This window comes from Halochromatium roseum, assembly GCF_016653315.1.
In the GTDB taxonomy this organism is placed as follows: domain Bacteria; phylum Pseudomonadota; class Gammaproteobacteria; order Chromatiales; family Chromatiaceae; genus Lamprobacter; species Lamprobacter roseus.
This window is the reverse complement of sequence record NZ_NHSH01000070.1, coordinates 124,045-137,132: the sequence shown is the minus strand read 5'-3', so window position 1 is coordinate 137,132 and position 13,088 is coordinate 124,045. Positions and strand designations below refer to the sequence as shown.

The window sequence follows — 13,088 nt, the reverse complement described above, 5'->3', positions numbered from 1 at the left end:
CACCCGGTCATGCCTCGTAAAGGTAAATGTTGAAGGCGCGGTAGTATTTGTCGTCGCGCAGGCGGCCAAACAGGTCCAAAGAGGCCCCGGCCTCCAGTGAGTGGGTATAGGCGCCGGGGAAAAACATCAGCGTTGGCTTTTCTTTGGCAACGCTTTGCAGGTTGTTCAGCACGTTGTGGGAGCGGATGTAGGGAAACACCTCGCCGACGCCGCTGATGAACATGACGTCGAACTCAGCAGCCTGCATGCGTGCTGCGATGGCTGGGACCAGGTGCGCTTCAGGGTCCAGCACGCCTTGCAGCAGTTCTTTCAGCTCGGCCTTCGAGACCGAGGCCTCCATCTCCAGGATTTGATCCCAGATGCCGCGCGTCTTGAGCAGGTCAATCGCGATGTCGTAGAGGTTGATCTCGAGCGGGCGCACGCCGGATTGATCGAGTGTGTTGTGCAGTTGCCGTTGCAGCCGGGCCATGGCGACCGCCTCGTCAGGCTTGAACGGGCAGATGAAGAAGGGCACCTCGTTGCCGAGCCCCTGCTTTCTGAGAAAACGCTGACCGGAGATCACCTCAAGCAGGTGGTTGTAGCGCGCTTGCATCGGCAGGGTTGCGATGTCGGCGGTCATGCGGCGATCCCCCTGAGGTCCTGCTCGGTGATTGGGAAGTAGCGTGCCGCTGCGGCCTGATGCGTCAACAGGAGCGTTGTCAGCTCGCGGCTCAGCGTGGGCGCCAAGATGATGTTGTCCTTGCTCAGCAGCCGGGCCTCGCGCAGCATCTTGAACAGCACCTGACGGAGCTTAGCGCGGGTGGACGGAGTGATTCCGGCCAGCTCGGGATGCTGCGCCTGCTTGGCGTCGAGGAAGGCGTCAAAGTCGGAGCCGCTGAGGTCGTTGCGCAACGCCAGGTAGCGCTCCCTGACGACATCGGCCATGAAATCCGCGATAAACCTGAACCGACGGCAGATCGCGACCCACACCAGCATGGCTTGGTCTTGCGCGTCCGCGGAGTCGAAGAACGCGATCTCCTCGGACGTCAGGTGCTGCAGACGGGAGATGACCTCTCCGACCAAGCGCTTGGCCGTGCTGGCCTTGCGGGCTTGAAGCAGGTTGTCGCGAAGGGCCTCGGCGCGCGCCGCATGCCAGTCCCCGAGTTGCTGGAAGCGCGCAAGCACCAGGAGCGTCTCGCGCAACAGGAGACCGCCTGTCGTGAACGCCATGTTGTATCGCTCAACGCCCATCGGCTGGTCTTCGTGCCCCTCATCGTCCCACTGATCGTCTCCGTTTAGATCGGACGATCAATTACTTGCGCTTTTCCCTTTGCTCCTCATAGTCCCGACGCAAGTGATCCGCAAGCGCTTGCCGCGACACAATGATTTCGCTGGTTGCGCACTCCATCGCCTCATCCTTTAAGGAATAATTGACAATCGCGTAGGTGTTGTCGGTGTCGTTCTCGACCAACAGGCAGTTCTTTAAGTCATGCCTGGCAGACACAAACAGCTGCTTGCCAAACAGCGGGTCCGTGCTTTGCAATGCACCAGACACCGCCTCGCTCCATTTGCCCGCGCTCTCCAGAGGCATCATTGACCACGGAAATTTAAACTCAATGGTGATCAACGAAGGTCCTCATCATGCTCGGCAAATGCTGATTGTCGTCCAGAGACGCGAAGGGCCAGGCGAAGCGGCGAGGTGGATGCGGTGTCGTGTGACGGCGACGACCTAGGCAGCCTCGCTGCGCGGCGATTCTCGATCGTCCCGCGTCAGCGCATTCGCACAGCGATCAACAACGAGGACTGCGGGAATCAAGCAACGAATTGACGTAAATGGTCGGGGTGAGAGGATTCGAACCTCCGGCCCCTGCCTCCCGAAGGCAGTGCTCTACCAGGCTGAGCTACACCCCGATGTTCTTCATCAATCGCCTGGTGCGCCAATTGATGGTTCGCTTATCGCGCGGATGGCCGTTGCAGCTATCCGCTTCGTCAGTTTATACCTGCTCGTCTTGCAACTCTTGGCCTGCTTTTTCTGAGCTTGCCTCATTAGCTTGCTCGGCTACTTACTTTGATAAGTATCTTCTCAGCGCCACTTTCAGCTCGACTCGTTACTCATCGAACCCCCTGGGTTCGCTAGCGAGTAGATTTGGCCTGTACTAATAGGTCCGAGCGACTGAGAAGTCTGCCGTTGCCGCCAAGGACGCTCGACTGGGCGATTCTGTTACTGCGTTTAAGGCTTGTTTGGCCGCGTCCGCATGCCAGCGAGCAAGCTCCACAGTATAGTCGATCGCTTTGGTGGCGACAATGGCTTCGATAACATCGTCGATATGTTGCCTTCCGCCCTCTTCGATGGCTTGGCGGAGCCGCTTGCGCTGAGCGTCGGTGCCGACCTCCATCGCGCGAATCACCGGTAGCGTCGGCTTGCCTTCGTCGAGATCGTCGCCGACCTGCTTGCCAATGGTGCCGTCGTCTGAGATGTAATCGAGCGCATCGTCAACCAGCTGGAAGGCGATGCCTAGATGCAGGCCGTAGCTTGCCATTGCAGCCTCGACCTCGGGGCTCGACTCGGTGAGAACGGCGCCAAGTCGCGTGCCAGCCTCGAACAGAGTAGCGGTCTTGCGCTGGATCACCTCCATGTAGCGCGACTCGTCGGTGTCAGCATCGTTGGCATTGAGCAGCTGGAGCACTTCACCTTCGGCGATGCGGGCCGTTGCCCCTGCCATCACCTCCATGATGCGAAGATTGCCGACATCGACCATCATCTCGAAGGCGCGGGCATAGAGAAAATCGCCGACCAGGACGCTGGCTTCATTGCCCCATACGGTATTTGCCGTATCGCGATTGCGGCGCAGCTCCGAGCCATCGACGACGTCATCATGCAGCAAGGTCGCGGTGTGGATGAACTCCACGATCGCCGCTGCATCCAGATGTCGATGGCCCGAGTAACCGCAAGCGCGCGCCGCCAGGAGGACGAGCAGGGGCCGTAGTCGCTTGCCGCCGCTACTAACGATATAGTGGCCGATCTGGTTGATGAGTACGACGTTAGACTGCAGGCGCTCAACGATGAGCTTGTCGACAGCCTTGACGTCATCGGCCACGGGCGACCGAATCTGAGAAAGGTCCATGAAGCGGCATCTACTGCTGATAGGGCCGGCAAATGCTAGGTTCGCACTAGAAGACTGTCAAGAGCGTTCGCTGAAAGTCATGCCGTTGCCAGAACCTCTACGCCGTTGCCAAGGCCTCGCCAGGACCTTGCCCTAACCTCGCCATGCCTTCGGAAATTGGGGCTTGAGCCGGCGTTGCCGACAACTCAGGCCCCTGCCTTAGCGGCGGCAAGCCGAATCGGACCTTTCATGCCTTTGACGCCCAGCGATCGCGGGGGCATACTAGGGGGTCTTGTGCGATCGAGGGATTGTCCGGCGGAGGTCACTCAACGACTGTACCGCAGCCCCACCTCGCTTGGTGAAAATACTTCTATTTCGAGGCATCTCGACCCCGTTATGTACGCAATCATCGAAACCGGCGGTAAACAGTACCGCGTCGCCGAGGGCGATCTCGTGACCGTCGAGAAGCTCGACGCCGATCAAGGCTCGACTTTGGATATCCCGCGCGTGCTGATGCTCGCTGACGGTGACTCTGTTCAGGTTGGCAAGCCTTACCTGGACGGCGCTAAGGTCACGGCTGAAGTCGCCGCTCACGGCAAGCATGACAAAGTCCGCATCGTCAAATTCAAGCGCCGTAAACACCACCTGAAGCGGCAGGGCCATCGCCAGCTGTTCACCCAACTCAAGATCACCAGCATCAGCAACGGCTGACCGACCCACTGGATTCGGCAGCGCGACGGAGACCACTACAATGGCACATAAAAAGGCAGGCGGCAGTTCCCGAAACGGCCGCGATTCAGAGTCGAAACGACTCGGTGTGAAGCGCTTCGGCGGTCAAACCGTCTCAGCTGGCAGCATCCTCGTGCGCCAGCGCGGCACTCGCTTCCACGGCGGCGTCAATGTTGGCTGTGGCCGCGACCATACCCTGTTCGCGTTAACGGACGGCGTGGTGCGGTTCGAGATCAAGGGTCCGCGCAACCGCAAATTCGTCAGCATCGAGCCTACCGAAGCCAGTGCGTGAAATTCGTCGATGAGGCTGAGATCCGGGTCGAGGCAGGCGACGGCGGCAATGGCTGCGTCAGCTTTCGGCGCGAGCGCTTCATCCCCAAAGGAGGCCCCGATGGCGGCGATGGCGGCGATGGCGGCAGTGTCTACCTGATCGGCGATCCGGGGCTCAACACCCTGGTCGATTTTCGCCATTCGCGCCGCCATCGCGCTGAGCGTGGCCGTGACGGCATGGGCCAGAATCGAACGGGCCGCGGAGGGGAAGACAAATGGATTCAGGTGCCGCTCGGCACCCGCGTGCTAGATGCCGAGACCAATGAACTGATTGGAGAGGTTCTCACCGCTGATCAGCAACTGCTGGTGGCACAAGGCGGTTTCCATGGCATCGGCAACGCTCGCTACAAATCGAGCACCAACCGGGCTCCGCGCCAGTCCAAACCCGGCACCCCGGGCGAGCGGCGTCGCTTGAAGCTGGAGCTGATCCTACTCGCCGACGTCGGCCTCGTTGGACTCCCAAATGCGGGCAAGTCGAGTCTGATCCGCAAGGTCTCCAGCGCGCGCCCCCGCGTTGCTGACTACCCGTTCACGACCCTGTATCCGAACCTCGGCGTCGTCAGTTTGGGTCCGCGACAGAGCTTCGTGATCGCCGACATCCCTGGTCTGATTGCCGGCGCTGCCGATGGCGCCGGACTCGGCACGCGCTTCCTGAAGCATTTGAGCCGAACGCGACTGCTGCTGCACCTGGTCGACATCGCCCCGTACGAAGGCAGCCCCGCCCCGCTTGAGCAGGCTCGGATCATCACGCAGGAGCTTGCCGCGCACGGCGAGGAGCTGGCGACAAAAGAGCGCTGGCTGGTGCTCAACAAGGCTGACCTGCTCGAGCCGGAGCTGGCGACCGAGGTGCAACACAGGCTCATCGACGACCTCGACTGGACGGGGCCGGTGTTCACCATCTCGGCCGTCACGGGTGCGGGCACTGATGCACTGGTCGGCGCCGTGATGCAGCGGCTCAACGCGCTTCAGCATCCATTCGAGCCCCGACAAGAGGCCAATTCCCCACCAAAGGCCCAACCAAAGGCCCAACCAAGCGCATCCGAGGTCAGCGACAACACGAGCACCGAGACCAGTACCAGCGAGCCATCAACCTGGCACCCTCTCGACTAAACTCGCCCCTCACGCCTCGCCTCTCACAACGCACTAATCGCTCCTCACGCCTCGCCACTCAAATGTTCAACCGCGAGCGGATTCCGCAGACCCGGCGCTGGGTCATCAAGATCGGCAGTGCGCTGCTGACGCGCGACGGCGCTGGCCTGGATATCAACGTTCTCGAGCCCTGGGTCGCCCAGCTCAGCGCGCGTCGGCTTGCTGGCCATGATCTGGTTCTGGTCTCGTCTGGCGCCGTCGCCCAAGGCATGGCACGCATGGGCTGGCTCCAGCGACCACGCGCACTACACGACCTGCAGGCGGCCGCGGCGATCGGTCAGATGGGGCTGATCCGCGCTTGGGAGACCTGCTTCGCGCGGCGCGGCCTGCATACCGCACAGGTGCTCCTCACCCGCGACGATCTCGCCAACCGCGAGCGCTATCTCAACGCCCGCAGTACCCTGCGGACCCTGCTCTCGCTTGGCGTGGTGCCGGTGATCAATGAGAACGACACCGTCGCCACCGACGAGCTGCGCTTCGGCGACAACGACACCCTGGCGGCGCTGGTCGCAAACCTGATCGAGGCCGAGCTCTTGGTGCTGCTGACCGATCAGGACGGCCTGTTCGACGCCGATCCGCGCAAGCATCCAGGCGCCCATCTGATCGCTGAGGCCCGCATCAACGATCATCGCCTCGATGAGGTCGCCGGTGGCAGCGGCGGCCTCGGCAGCGGCGGCATGGTGACAAAGGTTCGCGCGGCCAGGCTCGCCGCCCGCTCCGGCTGTGCCACCATCATTGCCCCCGGACGCAGTGAAGACTGCCTCAGCCAGCTCGGCAAGGGAGCGCCGATCGGCACCCTGCTCACCCCGGTGCAAGAGCCACAGGCAGCACGCAAGCAATGGCTGGCCGGCCATCTGCGCGTCAGCGGTCGGCTGGTGCTCGATGACGGCGCCGCACGGGCGCTGTGCGAGCAAGGGCGCAGCCTACTCGCGGTCGGCGTCAAGGCCGTGCGCGGTCAGTTCAAGCGCGGCGAGGTCGTTGCCTGCGTGGACGAGCATGGCCGCGAGATCGCGCGCGGGCTGGTCAACTATGATGTACAAGATACCTTGCGCATCCAGGGCCAGCCCAGCTCGGCCTTCGTTGGCATCCTCGGCTATATCAATGACGAGGAGCTGATCCACCGCGATAATCTGGTACTGATTTAGCGCTCGCGCGTCACCCGCACGCTTGCCACCCCAGACCAAATTCCATACCCTTCGTCGGTGCTTATGCCGAACCTCTGGCCCAACCACCGACCCCAGATGAGGACCCCAACGGATGCAACCGACCATGGATCGCGCACGTTTCAACATGATCGAGCAACAGGTGCGACCTTGGGATGTGCTCAATGAGCGCGTACTGACGGTGATGCGCAACCTGCCGCGTGAGGCATTCGTGCCAGACGCCTACCGCGGGCTCGCCTACGCCGATATCGAGATCCCGCTCGGCGAGCGTACGGCCATGCTGGCACCAAAACTCGTCGGGCGCATGCTCCAAGCGCTGGATGTGCGACCACACGAGAGCGTCTTTGAGATTGGCACCGGCACTGGCTACGTCACCGCCTGCCTGGCACACCTTGGAGAACGGGTTTCCAGCATCGAGATCGACCCGGACCTCGCCGAGGGCGCCCGCGCTCGGCTCGACGCCATGGGGCCATCCCGGGTCGAGGTCCATACCATCGATGCCTTCGCTGGGCATATCCAGGGCTGGCCGTTCGACGTCATCGCCGTCACCGGATCAGTGCCCACCACCGAGCCTCTAGCCGCGCTCGAACGCTTGCTGGCGGATGCTGGCCGGCTCTTCATCGTCGTCGGCGAGCCGCCGCTGATGGAGGCCATGCTCATCACCCGCATCGGCAACGATTTCCGCCGCGAGCGCCTGTTCGAGACCAATATTGCGTCGCTGGAGAACGCCCCAACGCCAGAACGCTTTGCATTCTGAGCTGACACGAATCGAGCAAGAGCCCAGCGTATGGACCAAATAACCCCCCAAGCGCTTAAACAGATCCTTGACGGCAGCGGCAAGATCGATGACCAGCGGCCACTCCTGCTGGATGTCCGTGAGCCCTGGGAGCATGCCATCTGCCGCATCCCAGGCAGCGAACTCTTACCCATGCGCCAGGTGCCGGCCAACGCCGGCCAGCTTGACCAAGAGCGCCCGGTGGTCGTCATCTGCCATCACGGCATTCGCTCGCAACAGGTTGCTCGCTTCCTCGAACATCAGGGCCTGAAGCGCGTCATCAACCTGCGCGGCGGGATCGCCGCCTGGGCAAGCGACATCGACCCCGAGATGCCAACCTACTAAAACCGAGGAGATTACTATGAGCATCCATCAGGCTCCGATGCCGTTATGCCAGGCCGCGTTCGCGCAACTGCTGATCATCGACGCCCAGGAACGGCTCGCCGCGGCCATGCCAGAAGACCTGCTTGAGCGCACGGTGACCAACATCAACCGCCTGATCAGCTCAGCCAAGATCCTCAACATCCCGATCATCTCGACCGAGCAAAATCCGCGGGGTCTCGGCAAGACCATCGCCGCGGTGCGCGAGCAGATGCCAGAGACCGCGGTGCCTACCGAGAAGACCTGCTTTTCCTGCTGCACCGCCCCTGGCTTCGAGCGCGCGCTCACCGAGCAGCCGCAGCGTAAGCAAGTCGTCCTGGTCGGCATGGAGGCTCATATCTGTATCCTTCAGACCGCCTCAGGCCTGCAACGTTGGGGCTATCAGGTCTTCATCGCCGCTGATGCGATCTGCTCACGGCACCCAGGCAAGGCCGAGAATGCCTTGGAGCGCATGCGCCACTCCGGCATCCATGTCAGCAACACCGAGTCGGTCGCATTCGAATGGCTCAGCGACTCCCAAAACGAGCAGTTCAGAGCCGTCTCACGTCTCTTCAAAGAGCCGCGCAATCCCTAGGCTGAAAGGATAGGAAAGACAAGGACAGGAAAGCCCGAGCAGCGCCGGAGCGCCTAGTCGCCCCAGCACGGACAGGCTCAGGTATACGGCCAAAGCAAGACGCGCAAAACCAACGCGAAAGCCACAACAGACTCCGATCGAATCGACGGCTAGGCGCATCAAGCGGTCGGCTTGATGCGGCCGAGTTCGGAGTCGAGTAGCACCAGCAGGCGCTGCAGCGCACCGCGGTTACGTGCGACGAAGGCAGCGCCGTTCTCTCCGATCCGGGCGCGCTCAGTAGCCTCGCCAAGCCAGGCCTCGAGCAGCGGGGCCAAGGCTTGCGCGTCTTTCACCTGCACCGCACCCTCCTCGGCCACCAGGAGTCGAGTGATCTCGGCAAAGTTGAAGCAGTGTGGGCCAATCACGACGGGGACGGCTAATGCTGCCGCCTCCAACAGGTTGTGTCCGCCGATCGGTACCAAACTGCCACCGATAAAAGCCACATCCGCCGCCGCCAAGAACAATGGCAGCTCGCCCATGCTATCGGCCAGATAGACCGAGCAGGCGGCATCGCAAGCGCAACCATCGCTGCGACGCACCATCGCCATGCCTTCACGATGCACCAAGGCCGCAACCCGATCGAAACGCTCAGGATGGCGCGGCACCAAGACCAGCAAGGCCTCCGCGAACGACTGCCGCAGCCGGCGCTGAACCGCCAGCAGCGGCTCCTCCTCGCCCTCATGGGTGCTAGCGGCGACCCAAACCGGGCGGTTGACGCCCCAACCACGGCGCAGAACCTCGGCGCGGTCACGCAGGCTCGCCGGTAAACGCACGTCGAACTTGATGCTGCCCGTCACCTGCACCCGATCCGCCGCCGCGCCGAGCTGAATAAAACGCTCGGCATCGGGCTGGCTCTGCGCTGCGATACGTGCAAAGCGACCGAGGGTCTGCGCGGTGAACTGGCCAACGCGGGCATACCCTTGAGCCGAGCGCGGCGACATCCGTGCATTCGCGAGCATGACCGGGATCTCCCGCTCAGCGCAGACCGCGAGCATGTTCGGCCAGATCTCGGTTTCGACCACCATCACCAACCGAGGCCGGGTCCGGTTCAGGAATCGGCGCATGATCCAGGGCAGGTCATAGGGCGTAAAGACGTGTTGGACCCGCTCACCGAACAAGGCTCGCAGCCGTCGCGCACCGGTCGGTGTCGTCGTACTGACCACCAACGCCATCGCCGGCTCGCGGCCGAGCAGTTCGCGAATCAGTGGCTGCATCGCCTGCACCTCACCCACCGAAACCGCGTGAATCCAAATGTCGACGGGACGCAACGGCCGACGCCAAAGCCCGATGCGCTCGGGCCAGCGCTCCAGGTAAGCCGGATTCCGATAACCACGCCAGAACAGGCGCAGCAACACCAGCGGCAGCAAGAGCAAGAGTAGGAATGAGTAAAGACGATTAGCCATCGGCAAGATCGACATAGAGTTCCCAGTACTGCTGCATGATCGCAGCACGCGAGAATTCTTGTTCGACGCGCTCTGCGCCGCGCTTGACCAATGCATCCGCCAACAAGGGCTCTTCCAGCAAATGCTGAATCCCTTGCGCCAACGCCGGCCCATCGGCGCAAGGCACGCACCAAGCATCCTCGCCATGACGGACGATCTCGCGTGCGCCACGAAACGATGCCGTGACCAACGGCAGCCGCCAGGCCCAGGCCTCGAGGATCACATTCCCCATGGGCTCAGCATCGAGCGATGGAAACACCACGAGATCGGCAAGCTGGAGATAGGGTGCTGGCTCTGGGCGCCAACCAAGCCAAAGGATGCGATCCATGATCCCGAGCGCCCGTGCCTGCTGGTGCAAATCCTCCCGCAAAGGTCCATCGCCGAGCATCAACAGGCGCCAGCGCCGGCCGCCAAGCTCGACAGGCAAGCGCGCAAGCGCATCGAGAAGATATCGATGCCCCTTGAAGGTAACGAACCGCCCCATGCAGATCAACAGTTGCTCATCTGAGCTTAAACCGAGTTCTCGGCGCAAATCCTGACCGTCGCTTTGAAGGCGTGGTGGCAGATCGACGAAATTGTAGATATGAAAAACTCGCTCGGCGGGCAGCCCCTGCTGAACCATCCAGTCACAGAGCTGGCGCGTGTTGCCGATCCAGGCATCGGCATGCCGATAGGCTGACAGCTCATAGTAGCCGCCCAGTCGTGTCAGATGCAGCGGCCTCGCCGATCCAGCCAAGCCAGTGCGTCGCGGCAGCTGCGCCAAGCGCGTCAAGCGTGTCGCACGGCCCATGTAGGTCTGCACGATTTCGGGCTGGAGGCGTTTCACCAGCTGATCGATCGCAGCGCGCGACAGCGGGTCCCAAACCGTTCGGAACGGCAGCCGATGACAGGGGAGCTGTGCACCAAGCCCCTGCGCGCGCGCCTTGTCCAAGCCACTACCGGCACGGATACCGATCGCGGCCGGCGCGCCGCGGTCGGCCAGCGCATCGCAAAAGCGCTGAAACCAACGCTCGGCGCCGCCGAGTCCCTTACTCCCAATCAGCTGCAAGCTGGATGGCCACTGAGGCTCTGGCTGAGCCGGAGCGCCAGCATGGCCGGCAGTCTCCGACCCTGGGCCTAATCTCTTGCTGTCATTCATGACGGGGCCTCGCAATCAGCTCACGATAGACCCTAAGGTTACCCTCAACCATGGCGTCGACGCAGAAGTCGCGCCGAACCCGCTCTGCCCCAGCTCGACCGAGCCGCTCGCGCAACTGTGGGTCGGACAGCAGTGCCCGTATCGCCTGCTCCAGTGCGGCCCCATCGCCGGGAGGCGTCAGCATACCGGTCACACCGTCCTCGACCGCCTCCGGGATGCCACCCACCCGACTCGCAACGATCGGCACCCCAGCCGCTGCCGCCTGCAAGAGCGAGACACCAAGCCCCTCCATCAACGCCGGGTGCACCAACAGCGTTAGACAGGGCAGCAGTTCTGGCAGGTCATCGCGAAAGCCGGTCAGATGGACTCGCCCGCGCAGTCCCGCAGCGCCGATTTGCTGTTCGAGCGCTGCCGCCAGCGGACCTTGACCAAAGAACAAGACCTGCAGCCGCGGCTGCTCGGCGAGCAGCGCCGGCAGCGCCTCTAACAGCAACGCATGCCCTTTGCGCTCGATCAGCTGCGCGACCACCCCGAGCAGGAGCGCGTCTTCCGGCAGTCCCAGGCGTTGGCTGATCAGCTGCACGCGGCAGGGCTGCGCATATCGCTCGGCTGGCACCGCACTGCGCACCAAGCGCAGCTTGGCTGCTGGCAGGCCTTCGGCGAGCAGCACGCGCTCGATACCTTCGGAGATCGCGATCACCCGGTCGTGAAGTCGGTACTTGGTCGCCACCAGCAGCTTGGGCTCGGGATTGTCGACTCGACGCGTATGCAGCACCGGAACGCCAGCCAGGCGTGCGGCGATACCGCCCATCAGATCGGCACCGATGCGACTATGAAGGTGCACAAGGTCCGGCCGCGTCTGGCGAATCACGCGATACAGGCGGCCGATCATCAGCACATCGAGATCGCCACCCATCGGCATCTCGCGGACCTGGGCGAAGGGTGCGGCGCGGGTCGCGAGCTCGCAGCCGCAGCGGCAGGCCAGATGAGTGTCGACACCGCGCGCTGCCAGCCCCTCCAGTAGGTAGAGCAACTGCAGTGCACCGCCGTACAGGTGCGCCCCACCCTCGACATGCAACACCCTCATGCTGGATTCGCCGGTCGATCGGCCAAGTCGCCGCCATCAGCGAGATCGCCCAGGGTCGCCATCACCTCGCTGACCTCGATATCGCGCATGCAACTAAAAGCCCCGTCGCAGGTTGGCCGGCGCCGGCAGGGCGAGCATTCACGCCGATGGTAGAGCACGCGCGCTTTGGTGCTGCCGGTCTCGGTATAAGGACAAGTCGAGCCGAATAGCAGCACCGTCGGCCGCTCGAAGGCGATACCCATGTGGCTGAGTCCGGTATCGACGCCAACCAGCAAGCGCGCGCGCTGGATGAGCGCCGCCGCAGAGAGCAGGCTGGTCTCACCGACAAGGTTGACCAGCGCCCGGCCACCACCGGTAGCCAGGCGGCCATCCATGCCGTCAGCCTTTTCAGGCCCTGGCCAAGCGCTAACCACTGCTCTACTCCCTGCCCCGTCTTCGGCTTCTGCTTCGGCGAGAATAACCTGCGCGGCCTGGCGATCGGCGGGGCCGCCGAGCATCAGCGTCGGCAGGCCGAAGTGCGCTTGAATCTGGCCGGCCAGCGCTGCCCAGCGCTCATCGAGCCAGTGCTTTTGCGGACGCGTGGTGAACGGACAGATGACGGCGTAACCGGCGCTCAGACCATGCGCGGCGATCAGCGTCCCGGCCTCAGCCTCGGCCGCGCTGCCCGGATAGACCCGCAGCCGAAAGTCATCGATCGGCCAGCCCAGACGGGATGCCAGGTGACGATATTCGGAGCTCATCCAAGCATTATCAGGCCCGCGTCCGACTCGACGCGTCATCAGCCACTGGCCACCCTCGCGCGAACCCAACCCAATGCGCTCTGGCGCGCCGGACCAACGCACCGGCAGCGCACTCTTGAGCAGCCCTTGGAGATCGATCGCCAGATCGAAGCGCTCCGCCCGCAGCGCCTTGATAGCCGATACGACCTCCTTCAGCAGGCTCAGCAGTTGCCGTTGGCGCCAGAGTCGACGCCAACGCGGAAGCGGCCATTCGATGATCTGATCGAGGTCAGGGTGATGCGCCAACAGCGAGGCACACTCCGGCTGCACCAGCCAGGCCATCCGCGCCGCCGGATAGGCGCGTCGCAGACTGGCGATCAGTGGCGAGGCAAAGACGATGTCGCCGATCGCACTCAAGCGTACGAGCAAGATGCGCCGCGGCGAGATCTGCCCGCTTGAACTGCGAGTCGCCATTAGCC

General features: G+C 63.1%; 15 protein-coding genes and 1 tRNA gene. 7 read left to right on the top strand and 9 right to left on the bottom strand.

The features are described 5' to 3' along the window. Positions 1 to 7 precede the first annotated feature (7 nt). The 5 genes from CCR96_RS19405 to CCR96_RS19385 form a co-directional block, all read right to left on the bottom strand. Positions 8 to 619, bottom strand: a complete 612-nt coding sequence (locus CCR96_RS19405; RefSeq protein ID WP_242519220.1) for a DUF1788 domain-containing protein — start codon at positions 617 to 619, stop codon at positions 8 to 10. After that, positions 616 to 1,209, bottom strand: coding sequence for a DUF1819 family protein (locus CCR96_RS19400; protein WP_242519219.1), 594 nt, complete (start codon positions 1,207 to 1,209; stop codon positions 616 to 618). The genes CCR96_RS19405 and CCR96_RS19400 overlap by 4 nt, the downstream gene beginning before the upstream one ends. 82 nt (positions 1,210 to 1,291) lie before the next feature. After that, positions 1,292 to 1,606 (bottom strand): hypothetical protein, encoded by a 315-nt coding sequence (locus tag CCR96_RS19395; RefSeq protein WP_201222408.1) that lies wholly within the window; start codon positions 1,604 to 1,606, stop codon positions 1,292 to 1,294. A 207-nt stretch (positions 1,607 to 1,813) separates the two neighbouring features. Then, positions 1,814 to 1,890, bottom strand: a tRNA-Pro gene (locus tag CCR96_RS19390). 245 nt (positions 1,891 to 2,135) lie between these two features. Beyond that, positions 2,136 to 3,104 carry a polyprenyl synthetase family protein gene (locus tag CCR96_RS19385; RefSeq protein ID WP_201222406.1) on the bottom strand — a complete coding sequence of 323 codons (969 nt, stop codon included), beginning with the start codon at positions 3,102 to 3,104 and terminating at the stop codon, positions 2,136 to 2,138. A 375-nt stretch (positions 3,105 to 3,479) separates the two neighbouring features. On the opposite strand from CCR96_RS19385, the gene rplU reads away from it, so the two are divergent. The 7 genes from rplU to CCR96_RS19350 all read left to right on the top strand — a co-directional run bounded on the left by rplU (position 3,480) and on the right by CCR96_RS19350 (position 8,184). Next, positions 3,480 to 3,794, top strand: coding sequence for a 50S ribosomal protein L21 (gene rplU, locus CCR96_RS19380; RefSeq protein WP_201222574.1), 315 nt, complete (start codon positions 3,480 to 3,482; stop codon positions 3,792 to 3,794). Positions 3,795 to 3,834: 40 nt separating this feature from the next. Beyond that, on the top strand, positions 3,835 to 4,104 hold the full coding sequence (gene rpmA, locus CCR96_RS19375) for a 50S ribosomal protein L27 (RefSeq protein WP_201222404.1): 270 nt from the start codon (positions 3,835 to 3,837) through the stop codon (positions 4,102 to 4,104). Continuing rightward, positions 4,101 to 5,252 carry an Obg family GTPase CgtA gene (gene cgtA, locus CCR96_RS19370; protein ID WP_201222402.1) on the top strand — a complete coding sequence of 384 codons (1,152 nt, stop codon included), beginning with the start codon at positions 4,101 to 4,103 and terminating at the stop codon, positions 5,250 to 5,252. The genes rpmA and cgtA overlap by 4 nt, the downstream gene beginning before the upstream one ends. Positions 5,253 to 5,314: 62 nt before the next feature. Continuing rightward, a complete protein-coding gene (proB, locus tag CCR96_RS19365; protein WP_201222400.1) occupies positions 5,315 to 6,436 on the top strand; it encodes a glutamate 5-kinase in 1,122 nt (373 codons plus the stop codon). 112 nt (positions 6,437 to 6,548) lie between these two features. Further along, positions 6,549 to 7,211, top strand: coding sequence for a protein-L-isoaspartate O-methyltransferase family protein (locus CCR96_RS19360; RefSeq protein ID WP_201222398.1), 663 nt, complete (start codon positions 6,549 to 6,551; stop codon positions 7,209 to 7,211). 30 nt (positions 7,212 to 7,241) lie between these two features. Beyond that, on the top strand, positions 7,242 to 7,574 hold the full coding sequence (locus tag CCR96_RS19355; protein ID WP_201222397.1) for a rhodanese-like domain-containing protein: 333 nt from the start codon (positions 7,242 to 7,244) through the stop codon (positions 7,572 to 7,574). Between the two features lie 16 nt (positions 7,575 to 7,590). Beyond that, a complete protein-coding gene (locus CCR96_RS19350; protein ID WP_201222395.1) occupies positions 7,591 to 8,184 on the top strand; it encodes an isochorismatase family protein in 594 nt (197 codons plus the stop codon). Between the two features lie 158 nt (positions 8,185 to 8,342). Here the strand turns inward: CCR96_RS19350 and waaA are convergent, their stop codons facing one another. The 4 genes from waaA to CCR96_RS19330 are packed head-to-tail and all read right to left on the bottom strand — an operon-like array spanning position 8,343 to position 13,083. Next, entirely contained in the window at positions 8,343 to 9,626 is a 1,284-nt protein-coding gene (gene waaA / locus CCR96_RS19345; protein ID WP_201222394.1) for a lipid IV(A) 3-deoxy-D-manno-octulosonic acid transferase, read from the bottom strand. Then, positions 9,619 to 10,803, bottom strand: a complete 1,185-nt coding sequence (locus CCR96_RS19340) for a glycosyltransferase (protein ID WP_201222393.1) — start codon at positions 10,801 to 10,803, stop codon at positions 9,619 to 9,621. Before CCR96_RS19340 ends, waaA begins: the two co-directional genes overlap by 8 nt. Next, positions 10,796 to 11,890, bottom strand: a complete 1,095-nt coding sequence (locus CCR96_RS19335) for a glycosyltransferase (RefSeq protein ID WP_201222392.1) — start codon at positions 11,888 to 11,890, stop codon at positions 10,796 to 10,798. Before CCR96_RS19335 ends, CCR96_RS19340 begins: the two co-directional genes overlap by 8 nt. Next, entirely contained in the window at positions 11,887 to 13,083 is a 1,197-nt protein-coding gene (locus CCR96_RS19330) for a glycosyltransferase family 9 protein (RefSeq protein WP_201222391.1), read from the bottom strand. Before CCR96_RS19330 ends, CCR96_RS19335 begins: the two co-directional genes overlap by 4 nt. Between the last annotated feature and the right edge of the window lie 5 nt (positions 13,084 to 13,088).